The organism is Shewanella fodinae (assembly GCF_014651955.1).
GTDB lineage: Bacteria > Pseudomonadota > Gammaproteobacteria > Enterobacterales > Shewanellaceae > Shewanella > Shewanella fodinae.
In genome coordinates this window covers 89,880-103,331 of record NZ_BMXW01000012.1, presented here as the reverse complement: position 1 = coordinate 103,331, position 13,452 = coordinate 89,880, and the positions used below count along the sequence as shown (strand labels likewise).

The window sequence follows — 13,452 nt, the reverse complement described above, 5'->3', positions numbered from 1 at the left end:
TCAGGATCACCGGAGACCCTACATTATGCTGAGTAAAACGCCCATTTCTGCAGAAACTCAAGAACAGGCATTGCAGATCGCCCGTGCGACACAAAAACCAGGGCAGACGAAGGAACAGACAAAACTGATCGCGCAAGGCATCGAGAAAGGCATTGCCGAATACAAAAAACAACAGAAAGCCAAAGCCAGAGAACGCGATAAACTTGCCAAAAGACTACGTGCCACCAAAGCCAGCGTAACCCATGAGCCAATGGCGACCGAGGAAATGACCTATACCACATCCCGCCCATGGCTACCCTGGATATTACTGTTACTGAGTTGGTTAGTTTTCGCTGCCAGTTGGCTGTTTTAAGCCTTTGGCAACTGCAATATCAAGGCAATCTGGGTGAGATGGGTGCCAACCCAGGCACTGTTTATCGGTCCCCAGGTTTTGATGTGGTAATGACCAGCATTATTACGACCACCATCCTGCACAAATTCCACAGTAATACCAATGTCGCTGAAAGCCGCAATGGCATCCTGCAACGTACGCCGTGGCATACCAGTCTGCTTTTGCAAAGACAGCAGGTTGTGCTGCTGATCATCAATCAGATGGGCCAGATAAAGTTTCCGCAAAAATGCGATTTGCTGTTTGGTGACATGCTCAGGTTGCAACATACACTCGTTCCGTTGTGTGCCATGGTGGCAACAACCTATTGTTATTCGTTGATTTGCATAACGCTAATTGATAAGACCGTGGTGAGACAAGCATCATATCGCGCCAGTAAGCGCTGGCTCACACCCACGCACCCACCGCCCAGTGAAATTGACGCACCAGGAATACATTATGGCAATAGCGCCATCAGGCATGGAACCCAGAAGCGAATTTCTGGGTTCAGCCCACAACAGCTATTTCACCACCAATACCGGACAGATCGCCTTATTAGCGATTTCCTCAGACACATTGGTATTGAGGAAGTGGCTCAGGCCACTGCGACCGTGGCTAGCAAGCACTATCATGCCAACATCGGCATCTTTGGCTTCAGTGAGGATTTCTTCCACTGGATCACCACGACGGATGATAGTTTCCACATGCAGGGATGTGTCTAACTGCGCCAGCAACTTATGCATACTGTCCGCTGCCGCTTTTTCCATGCTCTGTGCCAACTCTTCCGGTGTCACTATCAGCAGTTGGTAACTGGCGTCAGCTACTGGCTGATCCACTACATGTAGAATACGTAATCCCACTTTGTAATGGTTTGCCATATCAATTGCGTATCCAAGCGCATGCGATGCCGTATCAGAAAAATCTGTCGGCCACAGGATATCTTTGTCGCGCATCATGACCTCCTTGCGGGAATAACTTCCCAGAGTATCAAATCGCAGGATTACAGAATGAACTCCAGCATTCTGCAAACCAGTTTCTGGTTACGGCCTACTCCCGTAACCAAGCCACGGCTTCCTGCCGATCTTCGAAAAATTTCACAGCAGAAGGGGTAAACCAGTCTGCCATCCGCGCCATCCACTCATGCCACCCATGGTGACCAAAGACAGCAATTTTTTTAAATTCGCGGCCATGCTTGATCCCTAACTTCAGATCGTCCCACATCGCCCTGGCTTCCCAGCCATCCATCTCGGTAACGTCCAGCAAGGCAAAAATCTGCGGTTGGGTCACCCCATCAATCGCAGCTTCCAATACGGGTACCATGCACTCGTAATCCTCGTGAGTCAAAGTACCGGTAGCTTTGATAAACAGCACAAAATCAGCACCGCCATGATTCTCAATACCAATGGAAATTCCATGTACTTTCATATTCATAGTGAACTCCTTGTGCATCACTTTTGCAACTCCTTTACAGTTAAGTCTAGTAAGCGGATAGCAGTTTTTCTGTGATCGCGATCAATATCGCTGGGCAGTTGTCTGGAAACGCTTGCTGACTTAGCATGGAGCCATCAAGGACTGTTATTTGAGTGCTGGCACCATGGAATCGTCATCGACTTCAGCTTTATCAACCACAGAAATACTGCCGCAAATATTGCAACAGCAACAGCAGGCGTTTGTGCAACAGCCCTATCCTGAGAGGGAACAACGTCTAGCGGCGTTGCAGGCGCTAAAGCAGGTACTACTTGAGGGGTATCCGCAATTGCTAAACGCCATGAGTCGTGATTTTGGTCATCGTAGTGACTACGACAGCCTGTTGGCAGATATATTACCAGTGCTTAATTATCTCAAATATTGTCAGCGCAATCTGGCACGTTGGATGAAACCGCAGCGACGCCATAGTGGACTGTTGCTGGCGCCTAGCAGTATAAAAGTACATTACCAACCCAAGGGGGTATGTGGCATTTTAGTACCGTGGAATTTTCCAGTGATGCTGTCGCTCAGTCCATTAATCAGTGCCTTGGCTGCGGGCAATCGGGTAATGTTGAAACTTTCAGAATTTACCCCCGCCACCAATCAAGTGCTGCGGCAACTGCTATCACAGGTGTTTGATGAATCACAGGTAGCCGTGGTAGAAGGAGATGCCAACGTCGCCGCCGCGTTTGCGGCACTGCCGTTTGATCATCTGCTGTTTACTGGCGCCACCGGCGTAGGTAAATCGGTAATGCAAGCAGCAGCTCATAATCTGACGCCAGTGACGCTCGAACTGGGAGGAAAATCCCCTGCCATTATTGCTGATGACATGCCGCTAGCCGTAGCGGTTGAACGATTGTTGTACGGCAAAACCCTCAATGCCGGACAGACCTGCGTCGCGCCGGATTACATTCTTTGCCCGCAGGCCAAAGTGGCCGAATTTGTCCGTCTTTGGCAAACCGCCTTTCAGCAGATGTATCCAGATTTCGCTGGCAACGCCGATTACAGCTTTATTATCAATGATCGCCACCAACAACGCTTGCTGGGGCTGCTCAACGATGCGCAAGCCAAAGGCGCCATATGCGTGCCTGCATGTGGCAAGCTTGAGGCGCTCACACAACAACGCCAATGGCCCACGGTTTTAGTTACCGAAGTGACCGATAAGATGGAAATCATGCAACAAGAGATTTTTGGTCCTCTACTTCCCATTATCGGTTACCAAACATTACCGCAAGCCGTGGATTATATCCGGCAGAAACCCAGACCGCTGGCGCTGTATCTGTTGACATTTTCACGGCAATTGCAGCAACAACTCCTACAGCAGACCCATTCTGGTGGAGTATGTATTAATGATTCGCTTTACCATGTAGCGGCGGATGATGCGCCTTTTGGCGGTATTGGTCCTTCGGGAATGGGGCATTATCACGGTGTAGAGGGTTTTCTAGAGTTCAGCCATGCTCGAACCGTGCTGTACAAAGGTCGCTTCAATCCCGCTAGACTGATGCAACCCCCTTATCATCGCTGGTGGCAAAAGCTGCTGCTGCAATATTTGTTGCGCTGAACAGATGCCAAGTTATGCTTGCTGTGTTAACTATATGGTGGATTTGACAAAATTTTAGCTAAAACCCTAAACCTACCTAGCTGGGTAAAATTAACATATTGATATTTAACATCTATTTTTATGGCATCTGTTTTGCTTAATTTCAGTTTTAATTCATAGGGAGTCAACCATGGGACCATTTGAAGTTGCTGTTGTCGCGATTGTGTGCGGCATCATCTACAAGCTTGCCAACACTTATCTTGAACATAAAGGCGCGATTGTAGCGGAACAGGAACTAAGCAAAATGCGCCAAGAGATGGACGAGATGAAACAGCGGCTGGTCACGCTAGAACAGATTGTGACGGATGAAAGCTACCAACTAAAAAGCAAAATCGACAGTCTCTGAAGGTAGCGAGGCGTCTATGCCAAACTCCCATCAAGGGTTTCGCAATAGACGCCTAAGATAATTTACAGGCTGAAATGTCTGACCATCTGATGCAGTTCTTGACCTAATTCAGCCAGATTTCCACTAGAACTAGCAATCTCATTTGAGGTCTCCGCTGATTGTTCAGTGATATCCCGCATAGAGATAACATTGCGGTTAATCTCCTCGGCAACCGCCGATTGCTCTTCGGAAGCCGCCGCGATTTGATGGTTCATATCTCTAATAGTCGACACGGCGTCAGTGATTTGCTCCAACATCTCACCAGCCGAACGTGACAGCGCGACAGCGTCAGTACATTGCGCTGTACTTTGTTGCATCATCTTTACTGATTGCTCACTACCGTTTTGTAAGTTGTTGATAAGATTTTCAATTTCAATAGCCGAACTTTGTGTACGACTTGCCAAGCTACGGACTTCATCGGCTACAACTGCAAATCCACGCCCAGCTTCACCCGCTCTCGCCGCTTCAATTGCAGCGTTCAACGCCAGTAAATTAGTCTGCTCAGAAACCGATTTTATCACGTCTAGCACTGCATCTATCTGTTCACTATCTGCCTGTAATTTGTTCATTGCCTCAGAGGTGTTAGCTAATCCCGTCGCCAACCGTTCAATCTGCTGGATTGCATGGTCCACCAAGGAGTTACCCTCACTGGTTTTGTTATGTGCCATGGTGACAGCTTGCTCTGCTTTAGCGGCATTATCAGCAACCTCTTGCACTGAAGACGTCATCTGATTAACGGCTGCGGCAACTTGCTCTGTTTGGCTGCGCTGTTCCTGCATACTGACACTGTTCTGCTCGGTTGCAGCGGACAGACGTGCCGCCGACTCGGTCAGCTGGCTCACAGAGGTATCTATCTGACCCAGTACATTTCTCAATGTCTGGTTCATGTCACCAATTGCCCGCAACAGTTCACCTAACTCGTCACGTCGCGCTGATGCAATATTCTTCGACAGATCACCTGCCGCAATCGTCTTTGCAATAGTAACCGTTGCCTGTAGTGGCTTGATGATCTGCACACCTATCCATCTAGCAACGAATAGTCCCAGTAACAAGGCGATGCTAACAATCGATATCAGCAATATTTTGCTATTGTTCTTGTTAGTTGCACTCAACTGTAACTGATGTGCAACCAGCCCACGGATCAACACTTTTAAGGCATCTCCAGTATCAGCCAAGTTAGTGCGGGCGTGCTGAATATCGTTATTGAGTGTGACCAGCGTATCGAGATCCTGCCGATATCGCCCCAATACATCGACTGCGGCACGAGTATCTATGCCGCGAACGGCGTCTACCTGCTGGTTCAATTCCGCCATCGCGTTTTTTGCCGTGCTCAGTGTTTGCTCAGACGGTGCATAAACATAACCGCGAATGTAGTATCGCAACATGGTCATCTGCTGGCTGATTTGCAGCGCCTGCGCCGGACTGCTTTGGCTCAGCTCGTTTACTAACTCAGCATAAGTACTGACCAAATTGGCCCCCACTTGCGCCCCGGTTACCATCATGTTTTTTTTGCGTTCAAAGACTTGCTGTAGCTGGTTAATAGAATCTATGTATTTAGCCAGAACCTGTTTAGCGTCATCTAGTTGCTGTTGATTCTGTTGATCTGCCAGTATCTCCGCTTGGGTATCGAGAATAGCTTTGGCCTCATCGCACACGCTGTTTAACGCCGCAAGCGACTTGCTGTCTCCAGAGGTCAGATATTCCATTCGCAATATTTTTGCTTGCAACAGCTTCATATCCAGACTGCTGATATCACCAACCTTCTGGTAACCATCGCTCATATCCGCATTAGCACGATAACCGATGAAGGCAACAAGCAGCAGCAACATTAATATCAGCCCAAAGCCCAAACGCAGTTTGTTGCTTACTGACAGATCTTCAAAACGATTTGCCAAAGCCCCCATTCAACTATCCTCTTTTAGCGAATTTGATATATTTGCCGACTTTAGCATCAAGTATTATTGTAATACTTTGAGGGAGTTAACTAAATTAACTAGTAATGTAATACATATGACTTATTTGTGATCTACCATGTTGATTACATAAATTTCGTGACTGAAGTGGCGTGCTGAGTCTTCAAGCCATAGCGGCTTAAGCAAGTTAACAACAGGTAAGGCATACGGTTAAAAACAATAAGAGGTGACGCGTTATACCGCCAGAAGCCATAAAAATATCGCTATTGGGCGGGTTGCCCTGACAATACACGGTGGTGGTTACTACGAGCTCGGTCCAGCACTTGGCACAACTGTGTTAATCCCTGTACTAAGCGTGGGGTTGGTCGTTGCAATAAATCGGCATCAATGGTGTAAATTTGCTGGTTTTTTACGGCGGGGATTTCTGGCCACTGCTGCCAATTCAATGATTGTGGATTACCGGTTTCAGCCGTTTTGATAATCACCTGAGGCTGCCGCATCAGCACCGCTTCGAGACTCACTTGCGGATAGGCCGTCGCCGCATCAGCAAACACATTGTCACCGCGACAGACTTGCAACAACTGCTGCATCCAACTGCCGTTGGCCACGGTCATTAATGGATTTGACCACAGCTGATAAAACACTTTCACCGGGGTTTTGCTGGCATTGCGCTGTTGGATAGTTTGCAGTTGCCGCTGATATGTTGCAGCAACTTGTGCCGCTGTTGCCTCATGTCCAGTAAGCTTTCCCAGTTGCAGCAAGTCGTTGGTCACATCCTGCAAAGTACGAGGTTGGCTGATATACAGCGGCAATCCCAGTTGGCGGATCCTAGCAATGTCCTGAGCCTGATTGCCATCGCCCCACACCACCACCAGATCCGGTGACAACGACAGCAACTTATCCAACTGTACGCCGTAATTGCCGCCGATACGCGGGATCTGTTTGGCCGCGTCAGGGTAATCAGCGAAGTCGGTAGTCGCAATGATCGCATCGCCAGCACCGATGGCGTAGAGCAGCTCAACCGTATGAGGGGATAATGCGACAATACGTTTTGCTACATCAGCAGGTGTTGCCGCCGCCAGTGCTGAGGCTGAAAACGTTATCAGCAGCAAACATAACCATCTCATCGCAATTCCCCATCAGCGTTCGACACAGACTAAAACATTCCTAAGACAAACGCGGGGAAAATATAGCGATATCGGCAAAAGATCAACAGCGGCAGGCGCTAAACCGTTGATAGTGTTCAGCCGCCTGCCAATAGTCCCTTTACAGTTTGAAATGGCCGAGCAGCCCTTTCAGTTGCAATCCGAGTGCCGCCACGCCTTCGGTAGCTTGTGCGGTTTCTTCCGTTGCCTGAGCGGTCTGCTCAGCAATGTCCCGCACCCGTACCACACTCTTATTGATATCCTCAGCTACAGCACTTTGTTCTTCCGCAGCGGCAGCAATCTGATGGTTCATATCCTGAATTTTTGCCACGGCACGCGCAATATCATCCAACATGCTCCCTGATTTACGGGATAGACTTACCGCTTCTTCACTTAGCTCACGACTGCGTTCCATCTTCTGTACCGAACTCTGGGTACCGTGTTGTAGATTGGAGATCAGCTTTTCAATCTCTTCAGTAGACGCCTGAGTACGGCTGGCGAGGCTACGGACTTCATCGGCGACCACAGCAAACCCGCGGCCAGCCTCACCCGCTCTGGCAGCTTCTATGGCCGCATTCAGCGCCAGTAGATTAGTCTGTTCCGCCACCGATTTAATGACATCGAGTACTGAACCAATGCTGTCGCTTTCGGTTTTCAGCTCTGCCATCGCCTCTGCAGTACTGGCAATTTCAGCGGATAAACGTTCAATATGCTGCACCGCTTCTGATACCATTTTATTACCGGTCGCAGTGACATTATCGGCTTCAATTGCCGCTTGTGCCGCCTGCTCGGCGTTACCGGCAACTTCCTGTACCGAGGCGGTCATTTCGTTGATAGCGGCAGCAACCTGATCGGTTTCACTGCGCTGACTCTGCATGCCGACACTGTTTTGTTCAGACACTGCTGACAACTGCTCGGCGGAGCTGGCAAGTTGTACCACACTGCCATCAATCTGACTCATCATATCCTTAAGGGTGTCGTTCATCTCACCCATCGCTCGCAGCAGTGTCCCTAATTCATCTTTACGCTCGCTGTGGATACTCTGTGTCAAATCGCCGCCAGCAATCCGCCGGGCAGCACTGACCGTCAAATGCAAAGGTGAAATAATCTGCTTGGTGATAAGCAGCGAACAAGCAATGCCCAATATGAGTGCCAGCACTGCGACCACCAGCACCAGTAGTTCCGCCTGTTCCCCATCAGCCAAACGTTTTGCCGATTGGGATTCCACTAAACTGGTGACACTGGACAATAGTTCCGAAGCGTCCTGCTCCAGAGTCGTCTTGGAGTCTGCAATACGTTTATCAATATCGACCAGGCCATCAAGTTTGGCTTCATACTCATCAAGCCCTGATAATGCATTGCTGAGCAGATTCTGTTCTGCCGCTGGAACTGTTAATGCTTTGCCCTGACGCCGGATATCAGCAATTTGCTGTTTGGCGCCATCTAAGTTTTTCTGGCTTGGTTCGAAGATGTAACCCCGTACATAATAACGCATCAGCGCAATCTGCTGATTGATGCGGGCAACCGCCAACGATGACTGCCAGTTATCTGCTTGCTGCACAAGTTGCTGGTCTAACTGAGAAAAACTATTGATAACGCCATTACCGATTGCCACCCAAGACTTACGCAACACAGATTTATCCGCCTGCAACTGTTTTACTTGGTTGAAACCTTTTTCATAGTTGGTTAGTGCAGTCTGGGCATCTTGGATATGCTGCTGATCATCTACATCATTTACATATGTTGTCGCTTCATGCTGCAGTGATTTATGGGTTTGGGCTATCAATTCATCGAATTTCGGCAGTTGCTGTTGATTACCCGTTTGCAGAAAATCCTGACGGATAATTTTTAACTGATAGAGAATATCTTTCAGTTCCGACGCCACCGCCACTTTTTGACTGCGGTCAATCATCATTCCTACACCGCTGTGGCCAACCCAAGCCACCGAAAATGTCAGCAACAAAACCAGACTGAAACCCAACCCGAGTTTGCGAGAAACGGTCATGTTATCCAATAAACGGTGCAATAGTGTCATAACAATATCCCTTTGACAGTGATTAATACTTGTACAGATAGAAGCAACCTACCGTAATAAATTATTTTAAGTATGAATTAGTTAGAAATTCCTACTGTGGCAATCATCACACTAAAGATCATCATCTACGTGAACGTCTGCTTACTTATATAGTGCCAATTATAAAGAATGTGTATTCGCCACAAGGCTAAAGTGACCGTTTTCTCAATGGCTCATAATCGCTAGCGTAATGCGCCGACGCCGCGTCTAACATCTCAGCAAAACTATAAATATTATTTACACTCAATAAGTTGTAATCATTATTCAAATATTCACAAACGCATTACTCATACATCGTCATGCAGTTGCTGAAAAATGATCTCATTAACGTTAAAAAGACACATCAAAGGGTAGCACGCAAACCACAATGCGTTAGAAATCAGCCAACGATATACCGTGGGTGAGTTGACGGAGAGTCTGAGATGGAGCATTGGATGTCGGCGGTCCCACATGGGCTGATGGTGCCCAATAGCGTGATAATCGCCTGCCGGATGCATCGGAAAATTTCAAATATATCCGTTGGCGACAGGTGTTGTCGGCACTAATGCACTAAGGCACTAAAGTTAGCTTAACGTGTGCAACGAGTTGGAGTGGATGAGGACAATCACGATGAGCATTCCAATCGATTGTTTGTCAACGTCCCACATTATCATCGGCGCTACAAGGTAACCAGAAGCGCACCTGTAAGCCGCCATCCTCACGATTGCTTATTGCCAGTTGTCCACCGTGGTTTTCGATGATTTCCCGACACAACGCCAGCCCCAATCCGGTGCCCCCGGCTTTGGTGGAGTAAAAAGGTAACAGCGCTTGGCTTAGCGCCTCTGGGGCCATGCCGTCACCACGGTCACTGACCGTAAGCCATTGTCGATGGGGCGTAATACGCAGTTCCAACAGAATATCTGCTGTGGCAGAGCCCGCTTCCGCAGCGTTTTTTAACAGATTGAGCAATACCTGCCCGAGCTGTCTAGCATCGCCCCAGCCCAACGCATCCGGTAGTGGTTCGACGATGGCGAAAGGTTGCAGACTTTGCAGCGTATTGAGTAGTTCCGGCCAATGAAAATGGCTGCATTGCGGTAACGGCAACCGCGCAAAATCGGCGTATTCCTGCAAAAAGGTATTGAGATGCGCACTGCGCTCACTGATGGTGTCGAATATTCGCCCCAACACTTTGGTATCGGCCTGAGTCTGCAATAACCGCTGGCCGGAATGGGCCATCGAACTGATGGGGGCCAGCGAATTATTCAGTTCATGGCTGATGACCCGGATCACTTTTTTCCAGGTTTGGATCTCGGCCCGTGTGAGTTCCTGGGTCAACGGTTTGAACTGATACAGATGATGCTGCACACCGTTCATACGCATTACCGCGCAACTCAGATGCCAAATCTGCTGTTGCTGCTCTCGATTGATAGAAAACACGCCGGTTTTTGCTTGTTGCAACAAACTGGCAATCTCATCCTGATCACCCACCAATTCCGGCAAACGCTTACCTTCAAGTGGTAAACCATGTGCTAGCAGATGCCGTGCGGCCAAGTTGCCATACAGCACCCGCCGAGTGTCATCAGTTAACACAATCGCCAGACTGGTGTTCTGTAGCACCGAATCCAGTAGCAATTCCCGTTGATAGATGTGTGCCCGTTGCTCACGTAACCGTGAGGTAGCAGTATTGAACAGTGTCGCCAGCTCGCACCATTCATCGCGACCGTCCAGCGTCAGCGACACCGAAAAATCGTTATCCTGAAAATTGAGCAGCCCGGTGGTTAGCGCCTGTAATCCGCGATTAATACGTTGAGTAATGCGACGTCCCAGCAACAACGCCAGCAGCATTGCCGCTAATCCGCCCGCAATCAACGACAGCAGCAGCGGCCATTGCCAAGTTAACAGTAAGTCTGTCACCGCTGCCATCAGCAGCAATGCCAGTATCAGCACTGATGTCAGTTTGCCTTCGATACTCAAGCTGAAGGGATCCCGTATTTTTCCATGCGCCGATACAACGCCTGTCGTGATAAGCCTAACTGCCGCGCCGCTTCCGCAAGGGAACTGGTGTTGGCCAGCATTTCGCGGATCTGGGTGACATCCGGCTCAAAAACTGGGCGCGGTATCACCCCGGTTGCCGCCGGTAATCCGAGATCCGCTAAGGTAATCTGCACCCCCTGAGACAGCAAATCGGCGCGGATCAGCGTGTTTTGCAACTCGCGGACATTGCCGGGCCAACTATAAGCTTCCAACGCCCGCGCCGCTTCGGTGGTCAATGCCCGTCCCTGCAAAAAATGCCGGGCCAATGGCAGAATATCATCCGGCCGCTCGTGTAACGGTGGCAGTTTCAGTTCAATCACATTCAACCGGTAATACAGATCTTCGCGAAATTCACCATTTCTGATGGCTTGCGGCAGGTCGCTGTTAGTGGCTGAGATCAACCGTACCCGACAGCGACGGGTTTGGGATGAACCAAGGCGTTCAAATTCACCGGTCTGTAGCACCCGTAGCAGCTTCATCTGCCCGGACAGCGGCAGATTGCCAATTTCATCCAGAAACAAAGTACCACCATCAGCCGCCACAAAACGGCCAATACGGGTTTTGTTAAGGCCAGTATAAGCGCCAGGTTCAGCCCCAAACAGCTCAGCTTCCATCAGTTCATTAGGCAATGCGCCAGCATTGACACGGATAAACGGCCCACTTTTTACCGCCGAATTACGCTGGATTAGTTCAGCGATTTTCTCTTTGCCTGCACCGTTGGCCCCGGTGATCAGTATTGGCACATCGGCCCGCGCCACCTGTAGTGCGGTTTCCACCAGTCGCTGCATAGCATCTGACTGGTAGATAAGGCCACTGAGATCAAAACGCTTTGCCAACTGTTGCCGCCGCTCTGCCAGCGCTTGTTGCTGCTGGCGTTGTTGCCGCGATAGCTCCGACAACTCCAACAGATTGGTCACAGTCGCCAGCAGCTTGGCGTCATCCCAAGGTTTACCCAGATAATCGGCGGCACCAGCTTTCACCAGTTCCACCGCCATTTCCAGCTCCGTCCAGGCAGTTAGCAGAATTAACGGCAGGTCGGGATGCCGCTCCCGAATTGCATAAAACAGCTGCCGACCTTCCTCACCACTGCTCTGGTCGCGACTGAAGTTCATATCCTGGATCACCAAGGCAATATCTTGCTGTGCCAACCGCTGCAAACCAGCAGCTGGCGTAGCAGCAGTCTCCGCATTGAAACCATGTACTGCCAACAGCAAGGACAGGGCATCGCACACTGCGGGATTATCATCAATGATCAGAATGGTATCCATATACGCCACTTGTATCAGATATTACGGGTTGCCAACGCTGGTGAAATCCGTATGGTGCGCCAGGCTGGCATCAACGCTGCCAAAAGTCCCAGCAGCCATACGGCCACCATGCCACTGAGCAGATAGGATACTGGCAGGGCGGTCATGCTGTAATGCTGCACCATCAGTTGATTAATCGCCAATGATATAATCACGCCAACCACAATACCAATACCGGTAATAACCACGTTTTCCAGCAGAAAATAACGGATGATGGCTAATTGCGTCGCCCCTAGTGCCCGACGAATCCCTATCTGTTTTCGGCGCTGATTTACCCACAACAATGTCAGCCCGACAATTCCTAATCCGGTCACCGCTGAGACCAGAATAATGGTGGCAGTCATCATCACCACCATTGAGCGGTCACGACGATAGGAGTTGTGTTTGTTATCCGCCATAGTGCGGACATTGCGCACCATCCGGTTAGGATCGAGTTTTTCAAGTAATTCAGGCACCTTAACCATCAGTTGTTCACACTGCTGCGGCTGACAACGAATCACATAGTTAGGCGGATAATTTGTGGCAAAACGCGGAATAAAGGCCACACCATCAGTGTATCCTGGAGCAACATATGACACCATGGCCGAAGCCACCACCCCCACTACTGGCAATCCGTTCAGCAGTTTACCGGTAGGATCCACGTCTTTGCCATAGAGTTTGTCTGCCAGCGAACGGCTCAACACTACCGCCTTGATGCTATTAGATCCATCCTCAAACGATGAGCTGGCAGTCACCTCCTGCTCCTCCAGAAAACGGCCTGAAAGCAACGTTAACCCTAACGTATTGAGACCATGACTGTCAGTCGAATACAGATCGACCATCGCTGCCATCGGTTTCTGAGGATCTTCCTCATTAGTCATATCGCTAGAACTGCCAGAGTTAGACAGCGGTGAAGTGTTACTGAATGACGCATCAATCACGCCAGGTAGCCGCCGGATCTCATGCAGATCCCGCTGCACATCCTGATAACTGAAGCTGGTTTCACTCAACGGTGCCAACTGCAGTGAAAACAGGTGTTGATCATCGATACCGGTCGGACGCTCAATAATCTGCCGCCGCTGATCGACCACAAACGCAGCGTTGGCGACAATACCCAGTGTCAGTGCGGTCTGAATAATAATCAGTATCGCACCGGTCTTGTTGCGCCACAGGGTACGCACTATGGGGCCAAATTCAAACAT

General features: G+C 49.5%; 12 protein-coding genes. 3 read left to right on the top strand and 9 right to left on the bottom strand.

What is annotated here, in order from left to right:
• Positions 1-25 precede the first annotated feature (25 nt).
• Positions 26-352: a DUF2956 domain-containing protein gene (locus IE064_RS12005; RefSeq protein ID WP_189618025.1), complete on the top strand. Its 327-nt coding sequence runs from the start codon at positions 26-28 to the stop codon at positions 350-352.
• On the opposite strand, the gene IE064_RS12000 is transcribed toward IE064_RS12005, so the two are convergent.
• The 3 genes from IE064_RS12000 to IE064_RS11990 all read right to left on the bottom strand — a co-directional run bounded on the left by IE064_RS12000 (position 349) and on the right by IE064_RS11990 (position 1,798).
• Complete coding sequence (locus tag IE064_RS12000; protein WP_189618024.1) at positions 349-657, bottom strand: winged helix-turn-helix domain-containing protein; 309 nt, start codon at positions 655-657, stop codon at positions 349-351. The two genes, IE064_RS12005 and IE064_RS12000, sit on opposite strands and share 4 nt — an antisense overlap.
• Positions 658-888: 231 nt before the next feature.
• A complete protein-coding gene (locus IE064_RS11995; protein WP_133037986.1) occupies positions 889-1,320 on the bottom strand; it encodes a universal stress protein in 432 nt (143 codons plus the stop codon).
• Between the two features lie 94 nt (positions 1,321-1,414).
• Positions 1,415-1,798 carry a SpoIIAA family protein gene (locus tag IE064_RS11990; RefSeq protein ID WP_133037892.1) on the bottom strand — a complete coding sequence of 128 codons (384 nt, stop codon included), beginning with the start codon at positions 1,796-1,798 and terminating at the stop codon, positions 1,415-1,417.
• Positions 1,799-1,961: 163 nt separating this feature from the next.
• Between IE064_RS11990 and IE064_RS11985 the strand changes: the two genes are divergently transcribed.
• Entirely contained in the window at positions 1,962-3,395 is a 1,434-nt protein-coding gene (locus IE064_RS11985; protein WP_189618045.1) for a coniferyl aldehyde dehydrogenase, read from the top strand.
• Positions 3,396-3,564: 169 nt separating this feature from the next.
• Complete coding sequence (locus IE064_RS11980) at positions 3,565-3,780, top strand: hypothetical protein (protein ID WP_133037893.1); 216 nt, start codon at positions 3,565-3,567, stop codon at positions 3,778-3,780.
• A 62-nt stretch (positions 3,781-3,842) separates the two neighbouring features.
• Here the strand turns inward: IE064_RS11980 and IE064_RS11975 are convergent, their stop codons facing one another.
• The 6 genes from IE064_RS11975 to IE064_RS11950 form a co-directional block, all read right to left on the bottom strand.
• A complete protein-coding gene (locus tag IE064_RS11975) occupies positions 3,843-5,723 on the bottom strand; it encodes a methyl-accepting chemotaxis protein (protein ID WP_189618023.1) in 1,881 nt (626 codons plus the stop codon).
• Positions 5,724-5,995: 272 nt separating this feature from the next.
• Positions 5,996-6,859: a cobalamin-binding protein gene (locus tag IE064_RS11970; RefSeq protein ID WP_189618022.1), complete on the bottom strand. Its 864-nt coding sequence runs from the start codon at positions 6,857-6,859 to the stop codon at positions 5,996-5,998.
• A gap of 139 nt (positions 6,860-6,998) precedes the next feature.
• The gene (locus IE064_RS11965; RefSeq protein ID WP_189618021.1) at positions 6,999-8,912 is read right to left on the bottom strand and encodes a methyl-accepting chemotaxis protein; all 1,914 of its coding nucleotides are present in this window, start codon (positions 8,910-8,912) and stop codon (positions 6,999-7,001) included.
• A gap of 672 nt (positions 8,913-9,584) precedes the next feature.
• Positions 9,585-10,904: a sensor histidine kinase gene (locus IE064_RS11960; RefSeq protein ID WP_189618020.1), complete on the bottom strand. Its 1,320-nt coding sequence runs from the start codon at positions 10,902-10,904 to the stop codon at positions 9,585-9,587.
• Complete coding sequence (locus IE064_RS11955; RefSeq protein WP_189618019.1) at positions 10,901-12,232, bottom strand: sigma-54-dependent transcriptional regulator; 1,332 nt, start codon at positions 12,230-12,232, stop codon at positions 10,901-10,903. The genes IE064_RS11960 and IE064_RS11955 overlap by 4 nt, the downstream gene beginning before the upstream one ends.
• A 14-nt stretch (positions 12,233-12,246) precedes the next feature.
• Entirely contained in the window at positions 12,247-13,452 is a 1,206-nt protein-coding gene (locus tag IE064_RS11950; protein WP_133037899.1) for an ABC transporter permease, read from the bottom strand.